Source organism: Micromonospora sp. USAFONa4 (genome assembly GCF_057197825.1).
Window position 1 is genome coordinate 2,521,699 of record NZ_CM170072.1, and the last position, 14,334, is coordinate 2,536,032.

The following is a 14,334-nucleotide window of genomic DNA, read 5'->3' on the forward strand; positions in this document are numbered from 1 at the left end:
GGTCACCCCGGTCGACCGCACCCCCGTGCCACGGTGGGCGGCTGTCAGGCCTTCGGCGCGAGGCTGAAGTCGATGATCTGGTCGGGGGTGATGTTCTGCTTGAGCGCGCCGGCGCCCTGCAGGATCGCGATGCTCTTGGCGACCCGGCCGCTGTCCAGGGTGCCGAGCTGGGTGCCGGAGTTGTTGGAGCGCACGTAGCCGGCCATGAGCTGGAGCTCGGCGGCGGCCGCGGCGGGGTTGGCGGCGTCGACGTTCTTCTTCAGCAGCTCGCCCGCCTCCTGCGGGTTGGTCAGCGCGTAGTCCAGGCCCTTCAACAGGGCCCCGGTGAACCGCTTGACCATCTCCGGCTTCTCCTTGGCGATCTTGGAGGAGGTGATCAGCACGTTGCCGTAGAGGTCCTGCATCACGTTGCTGTAGGGCAGCATGACGGCCTTCTGCTTCGTCACCGTCTCGATCGTGGGCTGGCCGACGACGAACTGGCCGATGCCGTCCACGGTGCCGGAGCCGAGCATGCCCATCAGGGCCTGCGCCTGACCGGGTACCCACTGCACCTTGCTGGCGTCCACGCCGGCCATCCGGGCGTACGTCGGGAAGAGGTTGCGCACGACGGAGCCCTCGGTGTCGGCGAGCTTCTTGCCCTCCAGGTCCTTCGGCGACGCGATGCCCTTGCCCTCGACGGTGGCGATGGCGGCCATGGTGCGCTGCTGGATCGCGGCGACCGCGACGAAGTCCTTGGCCTGGCCGCCGCCGAGCTGGAGCAGACCGCCGGTGAGGTCGATCGGACCGAACTGGGCCTGGCCGCCGACGATTGTCCCGATCACGGCGTTGGTGCCCTGACCCGGCTTGATGTCGACGTCGAACCCGGCCTCCTTGAAGAAGCCCTTCTCCTTAGCGACCCAGGCGTAGGAGTCACGGCCGAAGTTGCCGAACGAGGTGAGGTAGGTCACCTTCTCCAACGCCGCGCCGTTGCCGCCCTTGGCGTCGGCGCCGGAGTCCGAGTCGCCGCTGCACCCGGAGACCAGGGCGAGGGCGGTGGCCAGCGCAACGGCAGCGACCGTACGGGTCAGCCTTCTCATCAGTGCACCATGTCCTTTCCGACCGGAGCGGCGCGCCGCCGCCGGAGGGGGTTGTCTGGCGGGCCGGCCGAGGGGTTGGGCCGGCACCAACCGTCGTGAGGGGACTCTTAGCTGGCACAGCGTACGAGAAACCGGCCCCGACAATGCCCGGCGTATGGGTTTCGTTACGGAAAAATCCTCGCTTCCACCCCGGACGTCGTGTCGTCCACACCAGGCGGTTACCCTGGCCCGCGATCGCTGATCGCCCACTCAGGAGGTCGCCGGAGATGATCAAGCTTTCCGGAGTGTCCCGCACCTTCGACGGCCGCAGCGGCCGGGTCGAGGCGCTGCGCGGCATCGACCTCGACGTGGCGGCGGGCGAATTCGTCGCCATACTCGGCCGCTCCGGTTGCGGCAAGTCCACGATGCTGCGGCTGATCGCCGGCCTGCTCCCGGTCAGCGAGGGCAGCATCACCGTGGCCGGCGCCCCGATCACCAGGCCCCGCCCGGACATCGCGATGCTCTTCCAGCGGCCGGCCCTGCTCCCCTGGCGCACCGTCCTGGACAACGTCCTGCTGCCGGTCGAGATGTTCGGCTGGAAGCGGGCCAAGCACCGCGACCGGGCCCGGCAACTGCTGGAACTCGCCGGGCTGGGCGGCTTCGAGAAGCGGCTGCCGCACGAACTCTCCGGCGGCATGCAGCAGCGGGTCTCGCTGTGCCGGTCGCTGATCGGCGAGCCCCGGGTGATGCTGATGGACGAGCCGTTCTCCGCGCTCGACGCGCTCACCCGCGAGGAGCTCTCCGGCGAGTTGCAGCGCGTACACATGACGTCCGGGGCCACCGTCGTCTTCGTCACCCACTCGATCGACGAGGCGGTGCTGCTGGCCGACCGGGTGGTCGTACTCAGCCCCCGCCCCGGCCGGATCCGCAAGGTGGTCGACGTGAACATCCCGCGACCGCGCACCCTCGGCCGCAACGCGCACCTGGCGGACGTCGCCCGGGTCAGCGCCGACCTGCACGAACTCCTCATGGAGCGGGACCTGCCGGCGACAGCCGGCGCGGAAACACGATGAGCATTCGGGTCACCGTCTTCACCGAGCCTCACCGGGGCGCCAGCTACGACGACCAGCTCCGCTTCGCCCGGCTGGCCGAGGACGGCGGCTTCGAGGGCTTCCTCCGCGCCGACCACTACCAGGCGATGGGTGACGAGCCCGCGCCGCCCGGCCCGACCGACGCCTGGCTGACGCTGGCCGCGCTGGCCCGCGAGACCAGCCGGATCCGGCTCGGCACCCTGGTCACCTCCGCCACCTTCCGGCTGCCCGGCCCGCTGGCCGTGATGGTGGCCCAGGTGGACCAGATGAGCGGCGGCCGGGTCGACCTCGGCATCGGCGCCGGCTGGTACGAACGCGAGCACACCTCCCACGGCATCCCGTTCCCCGGCGTCGGCGAGCGCTTCGACCGGCTGGCCGAGCAGTTGGAGATCGTCACCGGGCTGTGGCGGACGCCGCCGGGCGAGACGTACAGCTTCACCGGCGACCACTACCGACTGGTGGACGCCCCCGCCCTGCCGAAGCCGGTGCAGGTGCCCGGCCCACCGGTCATCGTGGGCGGACGCGGCCCGAAGCGCACCCCCGACCTCGCCGCCCGGTACGCCGACGAGTTCAACATGCCGTTCAAGACGGTCGCGGAGACCGCCGCCGCGTACGAGCGGGTGCGGGAGGCCTGCGACCGGGCCGGCCGGGCCGAGTCGGGACGCGCCCCGCTCACCCTCTCCGCCGGCATCGTGGTGGCGATCGGCCGCACCGACGCCGAGGCACAACGCCGCGCCGCCCCGCTGCACGTCACGAGCGCGCTGCCGCCGGAGGACGCGGTGGTCGGCTCGCCCGCGCAGCTCGTCGACCGGATCGGCGAGTTCGCCGCCGTCGGCGCCACCCGGGTGCACCTGCGCCTGGTCGACTTCGCCGACCTCGACCACCTGGAGCTCATCGCCGCCGAGGTGCTCCCCCGACTGGACGGAACCCGATGACCGACGCACACCTCGAACTCGGCCCCGTGGGCCAGGAGATCGTGTACGAGAACGACCGCGTCCGCGTCTGGCACATCCGGCTGGAGCCGGGCGAGCGGCAGCCGCTGCACCGGCACGACCACCCGTACCTCGTGGTGGCGATCCAGGGCGCGAAGAACGTCGTACAGACGATCGACGGCACCCTCATCGACGCCGACGAGCCGACTGGCGGGGTGGTCTACCGGGATCCGGGCGCCGTGCACATGCTGACCAACGTGGGCGACACGACGTACCTGGCCCGGCTGGTCGAACTGAAGTAACCGCCGGCCGGCGGGTCGCCCCCCGCTCGCGGCGCGCCGGTGGCGGCCTGGTCAACAGGTGCGTAACGTGCCGGACATGGCCTTTCGGACCTGGGGCAGACTGCTGCTCACCGCGCTCGGGGTGAGCCTGCTGGCCGGGGCCGGTCAGCTCGGCATCGCCTTCGGCTTCGGCATCGTCCGGCTCTCCGGCACCTTCACCGGCGCCACCGTCAACCAGTGGCCGGCCCAGCTCGTCTGGGCGGGCTGGTTCGCGGCGAACGCCGCCGTGGTGGGCGCGGTGCTCACCGAGCGTCTGGCCCGCCGGGACGGCGGGCTGGCCGGCACCGGGCGCCTGCTCGCCGTCGCCGGCGCCGCCGCGCTGGGCGCCACCGTCGTCGCGCCGCTCTGCATGCAGCCGGCCCGGGCGGCCGAACTCGTCTCGATGGACCCGGTCTGGGCCGTCGGCATCTGCGCGGTCCTCGGTGCGCTGGTGGGTGCGGGCGCCGCCGTCGCCGTCCTGCTCCAGCCGCCGGTGGGATGGAACGTGGCGGCGATCGCGGGCGCGGTCTGGCTGCTGGCCCTGGTCTCGGTGGCCCCGTCCCTGGTCTCGACCGGCCCGTTCGACACCGTACGACTGGGGGTGCTGGAGCCGGCGTCGCTCGACGCCGGCGCGGTGCAGGGGCTGGCCCTGGTGGTCCTGCCGCTGGTGGCGCTGCTGGCCGGCGCGGCGACCGGCGGGCTGGCCCGGTGGCGGGGCCACCCGCCGCTGGTCAGCGGCGCGACGGGGGTGGCGGGACCGGCGCTGGTCGCGTTCGCCTACCTGACCGCCGGCCCGGGTGACACCGCCGACCGCTACCAACTCACGCCGTACTACGCGGCGCTGCTCGCGGTGGCCGTCGGCGCGCTCGGCTCGGCCGCGGCCGCGCTGCTGCGCTGGCCGCTCGTCGCGCGCACCGCCCCCACCGGGGCCATCGAGCCGACCGACATCCTCCGGCCGCTGCCCACCGGTCCGGCCCTGCCGCACACCGCAGCGCCCACCAACAGCGACGAGCCGGAGACGGTCGACCTGGCCGGCGCCACCCTGGTCGTCGCCGACCAGGCCGGCGGCGGTACGGGCTCCGGCGCGGTCACCGCCGCGACCGGCGACGGCGCGGCACCCCGGGCCGTGCCCCCGCACTGGGACTGGCCCGCCGACGGAGGAACCGTCCCGGCTCCCGCCGCCGACATCGGGGCGAGCGGGGTTCCCGCGTGGACGGCCGAACCGTCGGCCTCGGCTCCCGGCAACAGCGTCCCAGCAACCCCGACCGTCCCGGCCGCACCGGTCGCCGACGAGGCGCCGCCGGCCGGGAAGACGGCGCCCGACGCGCAGCCCGCCGGGGAGGTGACGCCCGCCGAACGGTCGACCGGAGGGGCGACGACCGTGGCACAGCCGGCCGGGGTGGCGGCGCCCGACGGACAGCCGGCCGGGGCGGCGACGCCCACAGGCCAGCCGGCAGAGGGACCAACACAGCCGGCCGAGGGGCCCACACCCGCAGGCCAGCCGGCAGAAGCGGTCGCCGACCCGCGGGGTGTCCCGAACGCGCCCAAGCCCCGCCGCACCCGTAAGCCCCGCTCGACGCGCCAGCCCGCCGCCACCACGGCACCGGAGGGTGCGGGCCCGGTACCCGTCGCCACGGGCGCCCCCGAGACCGGGGCCACCGCACCCGGCTCGGCGATGTCGTCGCCGTCCCCGGACGCCTCCGCCGCGCCCGACACCACGACCGGCACGACCGCACCCAACACGACGACCAGCCCCCAGCCCGGTGCCCCAGCCGGAACCGGCCCCGACACCGCGACCGGCACCACGCTCGACAACACGACCGGGTCCGAGCCCCACAACACGGCCAGGTCCGAGCCCCACGTCACAACCGGGGCCAGGTCCGGCAACACGACCGACGCCGGGTCCGGGTTGGGCGAAACGACCGGGGCCGGGTCCGGCAGCACGACCGACGCCAAGCCCAGCAGCACGACCGGTCCCGAGTCCGGTGCCGCGGCCGACGCCGCGCCCGGCGGCGCGGCCGTTGCGGGTTCCGGCGTACCGGGGCCGGACGACAGCGGCCACCGCGCCGTGCCGCTCTTCACGGCGGACGGCGAGGCGGCTCCCGGCCGGGCCGTCGGGCCGGACGCCGGCACCGCGCCCCCGCCCGCCCCGCCCTGGCCCGTCTCGCCCCGGCCCCAGGCCGACGGCACCGCCGAGGCGGCGCAGCCGGCCACAGAACCTGCCCCCGACCCGACGCCCCGGCCCCGCCACCGGGCCCCGATGCCCGACCTGGCCCGGGCCGCGAACTGGGAGGCGCTCGCCACCGCACGACGGGGAGGTCCCGTCCCAGCGCCCGTCGACGCCGCGCCGGAGAACGGCATCCCCACCGCCCGGGCGGAGGCGCCGGGGCCCGGCTCCGCGTCGCCCGCCGAGGCCGAGCAGCCCACCGGGCGGGGCCGGGGCCGGCTGGGCCTGTTCCGCCGCAACCGGCCCCGGGCCGAGGACGCCCCGACCGACCGGGGGCCCGAGCCGTTGGCGGCGCAGGACGAGGAGTACGTGGACTGGGTCACCGGCCTCAGCAAGCCGGTCCCGGACAACGAACCCGAGCAGGAGAGCGGCCGGCGGTCGTTGCGCTCCACCGGTCGCCACCACCGCGACTGACCGACCGGGCGACGCCCGCCCCGCCCGGGGTGACCGGAGCCGGGGGGGGGACGCCCGCCCCTTTCTCCCGAACGTCGGCGGGGACGGGCGTCGTCGTCGGACGCCCGGTCGCGCCGCTCAGGCGAGCGGCAGGTAGACCCGGCCGCCGGAGGAGAGGAACTCCTCCGACTTGTCCTGCATGCCGCGCGCCGCGTACTCCTTCAGCTCCTGGGTGATCTTCATGGAGCAGAACTTCGGGCCGCACATCGAGCAGAAGTGGGCGGTCTTCGCCGGTTCCGCCGGCAGGGTCGCGTCGTGGTACGAGCGCGCGGTCTCCGGGTCCAGCGACAGGTTGAACTGGTCCTCCCAGCGGAACTCGAACCGCGCCCTGGAGAGCGCGTCGTCCCACGCCTGCGCGCCCGGGTGCCCCTTGGCCAGGTCGGCCGCGTGCGCCGCGATCTTGTACGCGATCACGCCGGCCTTCACGTCGTCGCGGTCCGGCAGTCCCAGGTGCTCCTTCGGGGTCACGTAGCAGAGCATCGCGGTGCCGAACATGCCGATCATCGCGGCGCCGATCGCCGACGTGATGTGGTCGTACGCGGGGGCGATGTCGGTGGTCAGCGGGCCGAGGGTGTAGAACGGCGCCTCGTGGCACCACTCCTGCTGGAGGTCCACGTTCTCCTTGATCTTGTGCATGGGCACGTGACCCGGGCCCTCGATCATCACCTGCACGTCGTGCTCCCAGGCGACCTTCGTCAGCTCGCCCAAAGTGCGCAGCTCGGCGAACTGCGCCTCGTCGTTGGCGTCCGCGATCGAGCCGGGGCGCAGCCCGTCACCCAGCGAGAACGTCACGTCGTAGCGCGCGAGCAGCGCACACAGCTCGGCGAAGTTCGTGTAGAGGAAGTTCTCCTCGTGATGCGCCAGGCACCAGGCCGCCATGATCGAGCCGCCCCGCGACACGATCCCGGTCACCCGGTCCACCGCCAGCGGCACGTACGGCAGCAGCACCCCGGCGTGCACCGTCATGTAGTCGACGCCCTGTTCTGCCTGCTCGATCACGGTCTCCCGGAACACCTCCCAGCTCAGCTTCACCGGGTCGCCGCCGACCTTCTCCAGCGCCTGGTAGATCGGCACGGTGCCGATCGGCACCGGCGAGTTCCGCACGATCGCCTCGCGGGTCTCGTGGATCCGCTTCCCCGTCGACAGGTCCATCACGGTGTCCGCGCCCCACCGGGTGGCCCAGGTCAGCTTCTCCACCTCCTCGGCGACGGAAGAGGAGACCGCCGAGGTGCCGATGTTGGCGTTGACCTTCACCAGGAACGCCTTGCCGATGATGGCCGGCTCGCACTCGGGGTGGTTGACGTTGAGCGGCAGCACGGCCCGCCCGGCGGCGATCTCGTCCCGGACGAACTCCGGCGCCATCCCCTCCCGCACCGCCACGAACTCCATCTCCGGCGTCACCACGCCCGCCCGGGCGTACGCGAGCTGGGTGGGGCGGCGGCCGTCCGCGCCCGCGAGCGGCGTGCCCGCGCCCCGCACCGGTGCGACGTCGCCGCGCTCGGCGATCCACCCCGCACGCAGCGGCGGCAGCCCGACCTCCGGGTCGGAGCCGGGACCCGAGGTGTCGTAGAGCCGCAGCGGCGGGTTGTCGCCGGTCAGTTCCACCTCGGCGAACGGCACCCGCACGTCCGGCCGGGACCCCTCCACGTAAACCTTGCGACGTGCCTGCATGACAGCCTCCCTGGTGATCAAGCGGACCAGCCGAAGTGGTCCAGCGGGCCGCGTCCCGCGCCCAGCTCCCAGTGCCGCGCGCCGGTCAGCGCGCGGAGGACGTACTCCTTGGCGGCGGCGACCGCCGTCGGCACCTCGTCGCCGCGCGCCAGCCGGACCGCGATCGCCGCCGAGAACGAGCACCCGGTGCCGTGGTTGTGCCGGGTGTCGACCCGCGGCGCGCGGAGCAGGGTGGTGACGCCGCCCCCGTGCAGCACGTCGACCGCCTCACCGTCGGCGTCCACGTCGCCGCCGGTCACCACCACGTGCGCCGGCCCGCCGGCGGCCAGCGCCTCGGCGGCGGCCACCATCTCCTCGACCGTGGTCACCGGGCGTCCGGTGATGGCCGCGGCCTCCGCGCAGTTCGGCGTCGCCACCTGCGCGTACGGCAGCAGCCGCTCCACCGCGGCGACCACGCCCAGCCGGTGCCCGCTGGTGGCGACGAGCACCGGGTCGACGACGAGGTGCGGCAGCCGGCCGTCCCTGGCGGCGCCCGCCACCGCGTCGGCGACCGCCGGGGTGCCGAGCACCCCCGTCTTGACGGCGCGGACGGTGAAGTCGGCGAGCACGCTGTCCAGCTGCTCGGTGACGGTGCGGGGCGGCAGCGGCAGCACGGCGTCGACGCCCCTCGTGTTCTGCGCGGTGACTGCGGTGAGCACGCTGGTGCCGTACGCGCCGAGGGCCGCGAAGACCTTCAGGTCGGCCTGGATGCCGGCACCGGCGCCGGAGTCGGAGCCGGCGATGGTGAGCACGGTCGTCGGGGTCATCGTTCCTCTTCCGTGATGGCGTACGGGATCTCGCGCCGGGCCTGCGGGGTAGTCGCGGCTGAGGGCTGCGGCCGACCGTGCCCGGTCCGGCTCGCCGCGTTGGCGGCTGCCGTCAGGGTGGCCGCTGCCGCCTCGGGGTCGTCGGCTCGCATGATCGCGCCGAGCACCGCCACGCCGACGGCTCCCGCCTCGACGCAGGCGGCCACCTGGTCCGGGCTCTGCACTCCGCCGAGCGCCAGGACCGGCACGAGGCTGGCCGCGATCAGCGTGCTGAGCCCGTCCGGGCGCAGGGGTGGGCCGTAGCCGGGCTTGGTGCTGGTCGGGTAGACGGGCGAGAGGGTCGCGTAGTCCTCGGTGGTCAGTCGCGCCAGCTCCGCCAGGTCGTGGCAGGAGCGGCCCACCAGGCCGAGGCGCGGCGGTGGGTACGGCCCTGCCGACGGCAGGTGCACCGCGTCGCCGTCGAGCGGGTCGGGACCGGCGACGACCAGGGTGCCGCCCGCCTCGGCGAGGATCGCGCGCAGCTCGGTGGCGAGGGCGACGCGCTCGGCCCACGGGAGGTCCTTCTCCCGCAGCAGCACCCACCGCACTCCCCCGGCCACCGCCCCGGCAACGACCTCGGCCAACGGCCGCCGAGCCTGCCGCCGGTCGGTCAGCAGCAGGACGCCGTCCGGCCCGCCCGAGATCTTGGTAGGAAACGGCCCTTCCAGGAGCTCTTCCCTACCAAGATCCAAATCCGAAGCTGGCGCGCCGGCCGGGGGCGGAGTCGACGCGACAGCTGCGGGCCGGGTGGTGAGGGGGGCGGGGCGGGTCACAGGTCCGGCCGTCCCTCGTCCGGGGTGGAGGCGAGCGCGTGGAATCGACGGGCGATCCGGCCCGCCCGGTACGCGAGCCGCCCCGCCTCGACCGCGTACCGCATCGCGGTTGCCATCGCCACCGGGTCGGCGGCGCGGGTGACGGCGCTGGCGAGCAGCACCGCGTCGCAGCCCAGCTCCATGGCCAGCGCCGCGTCCGAGGCGGTGCCGATGCCGGCGTCCAGGATCACCGGCACGTCGACGCCCTGCCGGATCAGCCGGATGTGGTGCGGGTTCGACACGCCCAGGCCGGAGCCGATCGGGGCGCCCGCCGGCATCACCGCCGCGCAGCCGACGTCGGCCAACCGGCGCGCCAGGATCGGGTCGTCCGACGTGTACGGCAACACCACGAACCCGTCGTCGACGAGTTCCTCGGCGGCGCGCAGCAGCTCCACCCCGTCGGGCAGCAGCGTGCGCTCGTCGCCGATCACCTCGAGCTTCACCCAGTCCGTGCCGAACGCCTCCCGGGCCAGGTGCGCCACCTTGACCGCCTCGCCCGCCGTGTAGCAGCCGGCGGTGTTCGGCAGCAGCCGTACGCCGCAGCGGTCCAGCAGGTCCAGCAGCCCGCCGGCGGTGCCGGGGGCGGTGTCGACGCGACGCAGGGCCAGGGTGACGAGTTCGGTGCCGGAGGCACGGATGGCGTCCTCCAGCACGCGCAGGTTGGCCGCGCCGCCGGTGCCGAGGATCAGCCGGGACGTGAAGCTCACGCCGCCCAGGTCGAAGCTCACCGCGTCACCCGCCCTGGGCGGCGCTGAGCACCTCGACGCGGTCGCCGTCGCGCAGCACGGTCGCCGGCCAGCCCGTACGCGGCACCACCTCCCCGTTGACCGCGACAGCGAGGCCGCGCTGCTGGTCGGTGACCGCGCGGACCAGGTCCGCCACGGTCGAGCCGCCGGGCAGGCTACGCCCGGCACCGTTCACCGTCAGTTCCACGTGTGCTCCTCCTCGGATGCGGACAAGTCGTGACCGAACCGGGCCGGGCTGAAGGGGGCGAGCAGTGGGTCCGCCGCACCCGTGACGACCAGCTCGGCGATCAGGTCGGCGGTGACCGGGGTGAGCACGATGCCGTGCCGGTGGTGTCCGGTGGCGGCGAGCACGCCGGGCCGGCCGGGCAGCGGGCCGAGGATCGGGGCGTTGTCGGGGGTGCCGGGGCGCAGGCCGGCGAGCGTCTCCACCAGGTCGTACTCGGCCAGCTCGGGCAGCAGGTCGACGGCGGCGCGGAGCAGGCGCAGCACCGCCCCGGCGGACACGTCGGTGTCGGAGCGCTCCTCGACGGTCGCGCCCACCACCACCTCCCCGTCGGCGCGGGGCACGAGGTAGACGTGCTCGCCGTCGGCGTACCCCCGGATGACGTGCCGGAAGCCCGGCGCGCCGCCGCCGGGCGCGCGGAGCCGGACCACCTGCCCCTTCACCGGCCGCACGGGCAGCCCCGTCAGGGCCGCCGCGCCGCAGCCGGCCGCGACCACGGTGACCCCGGCGTCCACGTCGGACAGGGAGCGCACGGCGGCGGGCACCAGCGTGGCGCCGGCCCGCTCGGCGGCCGTGCGCAGCGCGGGCACGAGCCGGCGCGGGTCGACCTGGTGGTCGGTGGCGGCGAACGCGCCGCCGCGCACCCGGGGCGCCAGCGCCGGCTCGCGGTCCCGCAGCGCCGACGGGCGCAGCGGCGTCACCGGCAGTCCGATCCCCTGCTGGTACGCCCACAACCGGCGCGCCTCGGCCAGGTCGTCGGCGGTGAGCCCGACCATCAGCGTGCCCTCGGTCCGGTAGCCGACGTCCACGCTGGCGGCGGCGGTCAACTCGGCGGCGAAGGCCGGCCAGCGGGCGGCGGAGGCGGTCAGCAGCCCGGTCAGCTCGTGCTCGCCGAAGTACGCCTCCGCGACCGGCGCGAGCATCCCGGCGGCGACGTGGGACGCGCCGGAGCCCGGGGCGGGATCGTGCACGACGACCCGCAGTCCGCGCTGCGCGCAGCGCCAGGCGACCGCCAGCCCGACCGGCCCCGCCCCCACCACGGCGACGTCCGGTCGGTTCAGCACCCCAGCGCTCCCAGCAGCTCCGCCGTCGCCCGACCCGGATCCGCCGCCCCGGAGAGCGCCCCCACCACCGCCACCCCGTACGCCCCGGCGGTCAGCAGCGCGGGCACCCGAGCGGCGGTCACGCCGCCGATCGCGACGACGGGCACGTCCACGGCGTCGGCGACGGCGCGTACCCCCGCCGGGCCGATCGGCGCCGGCAGCCCCGCCTTGGTGCCGGTGGCGTGGCAGGGGCCCACGCCCAGGTAACTGGCCCCGGCGGCGACCGCCTCGGCGGCCGTCCCCGGCTCACGGGCGGTGGCGCCGAGCACGGCGGTCGCGCCGAGCACCCGGCGGGCCGCCCCCACCGGCAGGTCGTCCGCGCCGACGTGCCCGCCGGCGGCACCCGCCGCCAACGCCACGTGCAGCCGGTCGTTCACCAGGCAGGTGACGTCGTACGGGGCGCAGAGCGCGACCACCCGGCGGGTCAGGTCGTACGCCTCCCGGTCGGTGGCGTCGTCCTCCACGCGGACCTGCACGACCAGTTCCGCCCGGGCCACCGCGAGGGCGGCCCGCAGCACGGTGAGCGGCTCCCGCCCGGGTCGGGTGTCGGTGATGAGATGCAGTCGCCCGAGGGACGGCACGGCAACACTCCTCCCTGCGCCGGCATTACCCGGATCAGGTTCGACGGTCGGGGGCTGACAGCCCCCCTCTCAGCCCGGTCCACCGGGCTCCCGTGGGTCACTTGCGGGTGTCACCGTACGACGGATCGCCGGATCCGCCAAGGTCGGGACGCGGATTTCACATCGACCGCCCGAAGCCGAGGGACGGGGCGGCGGGTGACCGTCCCGTCACGCGATGCTGTCCGGATGCCCTCCGCCGCCCGGGTACCACCCCGCCTGGCCTTCCTGCCGTTCCGGGCCAGCGCCGCCATCGCCGACGGCCTCCTGACCCGCGCCATGCTGCGCGCTTCGGCCTGGCAACGCCTGCTGCCCGACGTGTACGTGCACCGTGACGCGCTGCGCGCACCTGACCATCGGCTCTGGTGCGATGCGGTGGCCCTCCTCCTGCCCGCTGGCGCCGCGATCGCCGGAACGAGTGCCGCGTACCTGTGGGGCGTCGACCTGTTGGCCCGGGACGCGCCGGTCAGTGTCCTCCTGCCTCGCTCGGCGAGACTGCGTCCGCATCCCCGACTGTCGGTCACCCGTTCGCACCTGCCGGAAGGCGACCTGACCTGCTTCACCGGCCTACCGGTCACCACACCACTGCGGACGGCGTTCGATCTCGGGCGACAGGCTCCGCGCGCCGAGGCTCTGGTGGCCGTCGACGCGCTGATGCACCGTCGGGTGATTGGGCTGCCGGCCCTACGGGCCTACGCCGACGCTCGTCGTCGTTGGCCCGGACTGCCACTGCTGCGGGAGGTGCTGGCGTTGGCCGAGCCCCTGAGCGAGTCGCCGATGGAGACCCGGTTGCGGTTGCTCCTGCTCGACAGCGGCCTGCCTCCACCCACGGCGCAGCACGACGTTCGCGACTCCCGAGGGCGGCTGGTCGGCCGGGTCGATCTGGCGTGGCCGACGCTGCGTGTCGCGGTCGAGTACGACGGCGACCACCACCGGGAGCGCGTCCAGTTCCGGCAGGACGTCGCCCGCCTGAACGCGCTGCGCGCGGCCGGCTGGATCGTCCTCCGCTTCACCGCCGACGACGTGCTCCGAAACCGGAACCGGACGGTACGCCTCGTCACCGCCGCCCTCCGCGAACGCCACGCCTCCGCCTGACCGCCCTCGGTGACAGCCCTGACGGTTCGACCCCAGCGGCGGGCACGTCCGCTCCGGCACCACCCCACTACAACGACGAGCAATGCCGACGGGTGGAACACCAAGCACGTCTCCCGGGGCCGGAAGGGTCTGTGGTGTTCCACCCGTGGCAGCCCGGGCAAGGGTGAGCGCTCAGAAGGTTGCGCGCAGGGCTTCGAGGTCCTCGTCGGTGGGCTGCCAGGTGCCCGCCGCCGCGTTGGCGCGTACCTGCTCGGGCGTGGTGGCGCCGGCGATCACCGAGGTCACCGCCGGCTGGGCGGCCAGCCCGCCGATCGCCACCTGGAGCATCGACAGCCCCCGTTCGGCGGCGTACGCCTCGATCGCCTCGATGGTGTCCCAGTCGGCGGCGGCGAGCCGTTCGGCGTACCGGCCGCCACCGGCCAGGCGGCTGCCTGCCGGCGGGTTCTCGTCGCGCTTGTACTTGCCGGTGAGCAGCCCGTTGGCGAGCGGGAAGAACGGCAGCAGCCCGAGGCCGAAGCGCTCGCAGGCCGGCACCACCTCGGCCTCGACGCCGCGCTCCAGCAGGCTGTAGTGGTTCTGTGCGCTGATGAACCGGGACCGGCCGTTCGACGAGGCCACCCAGTCGGCGTCGGCGATCTGCCAGCCGGCGAAGTTGGAGTTGCCCAGGTAGCGGACCTTGCCGGCGCGGACGAGGTCGTCGAGCGCGGCGAGCGTCTCGTCGATCGGGGTGCCCGGGTCCGGCTCGTGCATCTGGTACAGGTCGATGTGGTCGGTGCCGAGCCGACGCAGCGACGCCTCCACCGCCCGGGCGATGTAGCGGCGGGCGCCCCGGGCGCCGAAGTCGGGGCCGTTCATGCCGTTCATGTCCATGCCGAACTTGGTGGCCACCACCACGTCGTCGCGCCGGCCCTTGAGCGCCTGGCCCAGCAGTTCCTCGGAGCCGCCCTGCGGCTCTCCGTAGATGTCGGCGGTGTCGAAGAAGTTGATCCCGGCGTCGAGCGCGGCGTCGACCACCGCCCGGGTGCCGTCGAGGTCGAGCTTGCGGCCGAAGTTGTTGCAGCCGACGCCGACCACGGACACCACGAGCCCGGAGTCGCCCAACCGGCGGTAGGTCATCTCAGTCACGAGATCCACCCTATGCCGG

General features: G+C 74.6%; 14 protein-coding genes and 1 riboswitch. Of the genes, 5 read left to right on the forward strand and 9 right to left on the reverse strand.

All coding sequences use genetic code 11. The features are described 5' to 3' along the window. Window positions 1–44: 44 nt before the first annotated feature. The gene (locus AC0OO9_RS10680) at window positions 45–1,076 is read right to left on the reverse strand and encodes an ABC transporter substrate-binding protein (protein ID WP_484517137.1); all 1,032 of its coding nucleotides are present in this window, start codon (window positions 1,074–1,076) and stop codon (window positions 45–47) included. Window positions 1,077–1,342: 266 nt separating this feature from the next. Here AC0OO9_RS10680 and AC0OO9_RS10685 point away from each other — a divergent pair, with 266 nt between their 5' ends. The 4 genes from AC0OO9_RS10685 to AC0OO9_RS10700 all read left to right on the forward strand — a co-directional run bounded on the left by AC0OO9_RS10685 (window position 1,343) and on the right by AC0OO9_RS10700 (window position 6,039). Then, complete coding sequence (locus AC0OO9_RS10685; RefSeq protein WP_484517138.1) at window positions 1,343–2,128, forward strand: ABC transporter ATP-binding protein; 786 nt, start codon at window positions 1,343–1,345, stop codon at window positions 2,126–2,128. 2 nt (window positions 2,129–2,130) lie between these two features. Continuing rightward, complete coding sequence (locus AC0OO9_RS10690) at window positions 2,131–3,081, forward strand: LLM class F420-dependent oxidoreductase (protein WP_484517915.1); 951 nt, start codon at window positions 2,131–2,133, stop codon at window positions 3,079–3,081. Beyond that, entirely contained in the window at window positions 3,078–3,380 is a 303-nt protein-coding gene (locus AC0OO9_RS10695; protein ID WP_088998381.1) for a cupin domain-containing protein, read from the forward strand. The genes AC0OO9_RS10690 and AC0OO9_RS10695 overlap by 4 nt, the downstream gene beginning before the upstream one ends. A 76-nt stretch (window positions 3,381–3,456) precedes the next feature. Then, window positions 3,457–6,039: a hypothetical protein gene (locus tag AC0OO9_RS10700; RefSeq protein WP_484517139.1), complete on the forward strand. Its 2,583-nt coding sequence runs from the start codon at window positions 3,457–3,459 to the stop codon at window positions 6,037–6,039. 117 nt (window positions 6,040–6,156) lie between these two features. Here AC0OO9_RS10700 and thiC read toward each other — a convergent pair whose 3' ends face one another. The 7 genes from thiC to thiE all read right to left on the reverse strand — a co-directional run bounded on the left by thiC (window position 6,157) and on the right by thiE (window position 12,059). Continuing rightward, window positions 6,157–7,749, reverse strand: coding sequence for a phosphomethylpyrimidine synthase ThiC (gene thiC / locus AC0OO9_RS10705; RefSeq protein WP_484517140.1), 1,593 nt, complete (start codon window positions 7,747–7,749; stop codon window positions 6,157–6,159). A 17-nt stretch (window positions 7,750–7,766) separates the two neighbouring features. Beyond that, a complete protein-coding gene (gene thiD / locus AC0OO9_RS10710; protein ID WP_484517141.1) occupies window positions 7,767–8,555 on the reverse strand; it encodes a bifunctional hydroxymethylpyrimidine kinase/phosphomethylpyrimidine kinase in 789 nt (262 codons plus the stop codon). Further along, a complete protein-coding gene (locus tag AC0OO9_RS10715; RefSeq protein ID WP_484517916.1) occupies window positions 8,552–9,238 on the reverse strand; it encodes a thiamine phosphate synthase in 687 nt (228 codons plus the stop codon). Before AC0OO9_RS10715 ends, thiD begins: the two co-directional genes overlap by 4 nt. 125 nt (window positions 9,239–9,363) lie before the next feature. Beyond that, entirely contained in the window at window positions 9,364–10,134 is a 771-nt protein-coding gene (locus tag AC0OO9_RS10720) for a thiazole synthase (RefSeq protein WP_484517142.1), read from the reverse strand. A gap of 4 nt (window positions 10,135–10,138) precedes the next feature. After that, window positions 10,139–10,339 carry a sulfur carrier protein ThiS gene (gene thiS / locus AC0OO9_RS10725; RefSeq protein ID WP_132230919.1) on the reverse strand — a complete coding sequence of 67 codons (201 nt, stop codon included), beginning with the start codon at window positions 10,337–10,339 and terminating at the stop codon, window positions 10,139–10,141. Beyond that, window positions 10,330–11,439, reverse strand: a complete 1,110-nt coding sequence (gene thiO / locus AC0OO9_RS10730) for a glycine oxidase ThiO (RefSeq protein WP_484517143.1) — start codon at window positions 11,437–11,439, stop codon at window positions 10,330–10,332. The genes thiS and thiO overlap by 10 nt, the downstream gene beginning before the upstream one ends. Continuing rightward, entirely contained in the window at window positions 11,433–12,059 is a 627-nt protein-coding gene (gene thiE, locus AC0OO9_RS10735; protein ID WP_484517144.1) for a thiamine phosphate synthase, read from the reverse strand. The genes thiO and thiE overlap by 7 nt, the downstream gene beginning before the upstream one ends. Continuing rightward, window positions 12,054–12,162, reverse strand: a riboswitch (TPP riboswitch). (Overlaps the previous gene by 6 nt.) Window positions 12,163–12,284: 122 nt before the next feature. On the opposite strand from thiE, the gene AC0OO9_RS10740 reads away from it, so the two are divergent. After that, window positions 12,285–13,190, forward strand: a complete 906-nt coding sequence (locus AC0OO9_RS10740; RefSeq protein WP_484517145.1) for a DUF559 domain-containing protein — start codon at window positions 12,285–12,287, stop codon at window positions 13,188–13,190. Window positions 13,191–13,361: 171 nt separating this feature from the next. Here AC0OO9_RS10740 and AC0OO9_RS10745 read toward each other — a convergent pair whose 3' ends face one another. Next, the gene (locus AC0OO9_RS10745; RefSeq protein WP_484517146.1) at window positions 13,362–14,324 is read right to left on the reverse strand and encodes an aldo/keto reductase; all 963 of its coding nucleotides are present in this window, start codon (window positions 14,322–14,324) and stop codon (window positions 13,362–13,364) included. Between the last annotated feature and the right edge of the window lie 10 nt (window positions 14,325–14,334).

Coding starts and splice junctions, on each gene's coding strand:
- AC0OO9_RS10680 (WP_484517137.1), bottom strand. CDS start 1,076: ATGAGAAGGCTGACCCGTACGGTCGCTGCCGTTGCGCTGGCCACCGCC.
- AC0OO9_RS10685 (WP_484517138.1), top strand. CDS start 1,343: ATGATCAAGCTTTCCGGAGTGTCCCGCACCTTCGACGGCCGCAGCGGC.
- AC0OO9_RS10695 (WP_088998381.1), top strand. CDS start 3,078: ATGACCGACGCACACCTCGAACTCGGCCCCGTGGGCCAGGAGATCGTG.
- AC0OO9_RS10700 (WP_484517139.1), top strand. CDS start 3,457: ATGGCCTTTCGGACCTGGGGCAGACTGCTGCTCACCGCGCTCGGGGTG.
- thiC (WP_484517140.1), bottom strand. CDS start 7,749: ATGCAGGCACGTCGCAAGGTTTACGTGGAGGGGTCCCGGCCGGACGTG.
- thiD (WP_484517141.1), bottom strand. CDS start 8,555: ATGACCCCGACGACCGTGCTCACCATCGCCGGCTCCGACTCCGGCGCC.
- AC0OO9_RS10740 (WP_484517145.1), top strand. CDS start 12,285: ATGCCCTCCGCCGCCCGGGTACCACCCCGCCTGGCCTTCCTGCCGTTC.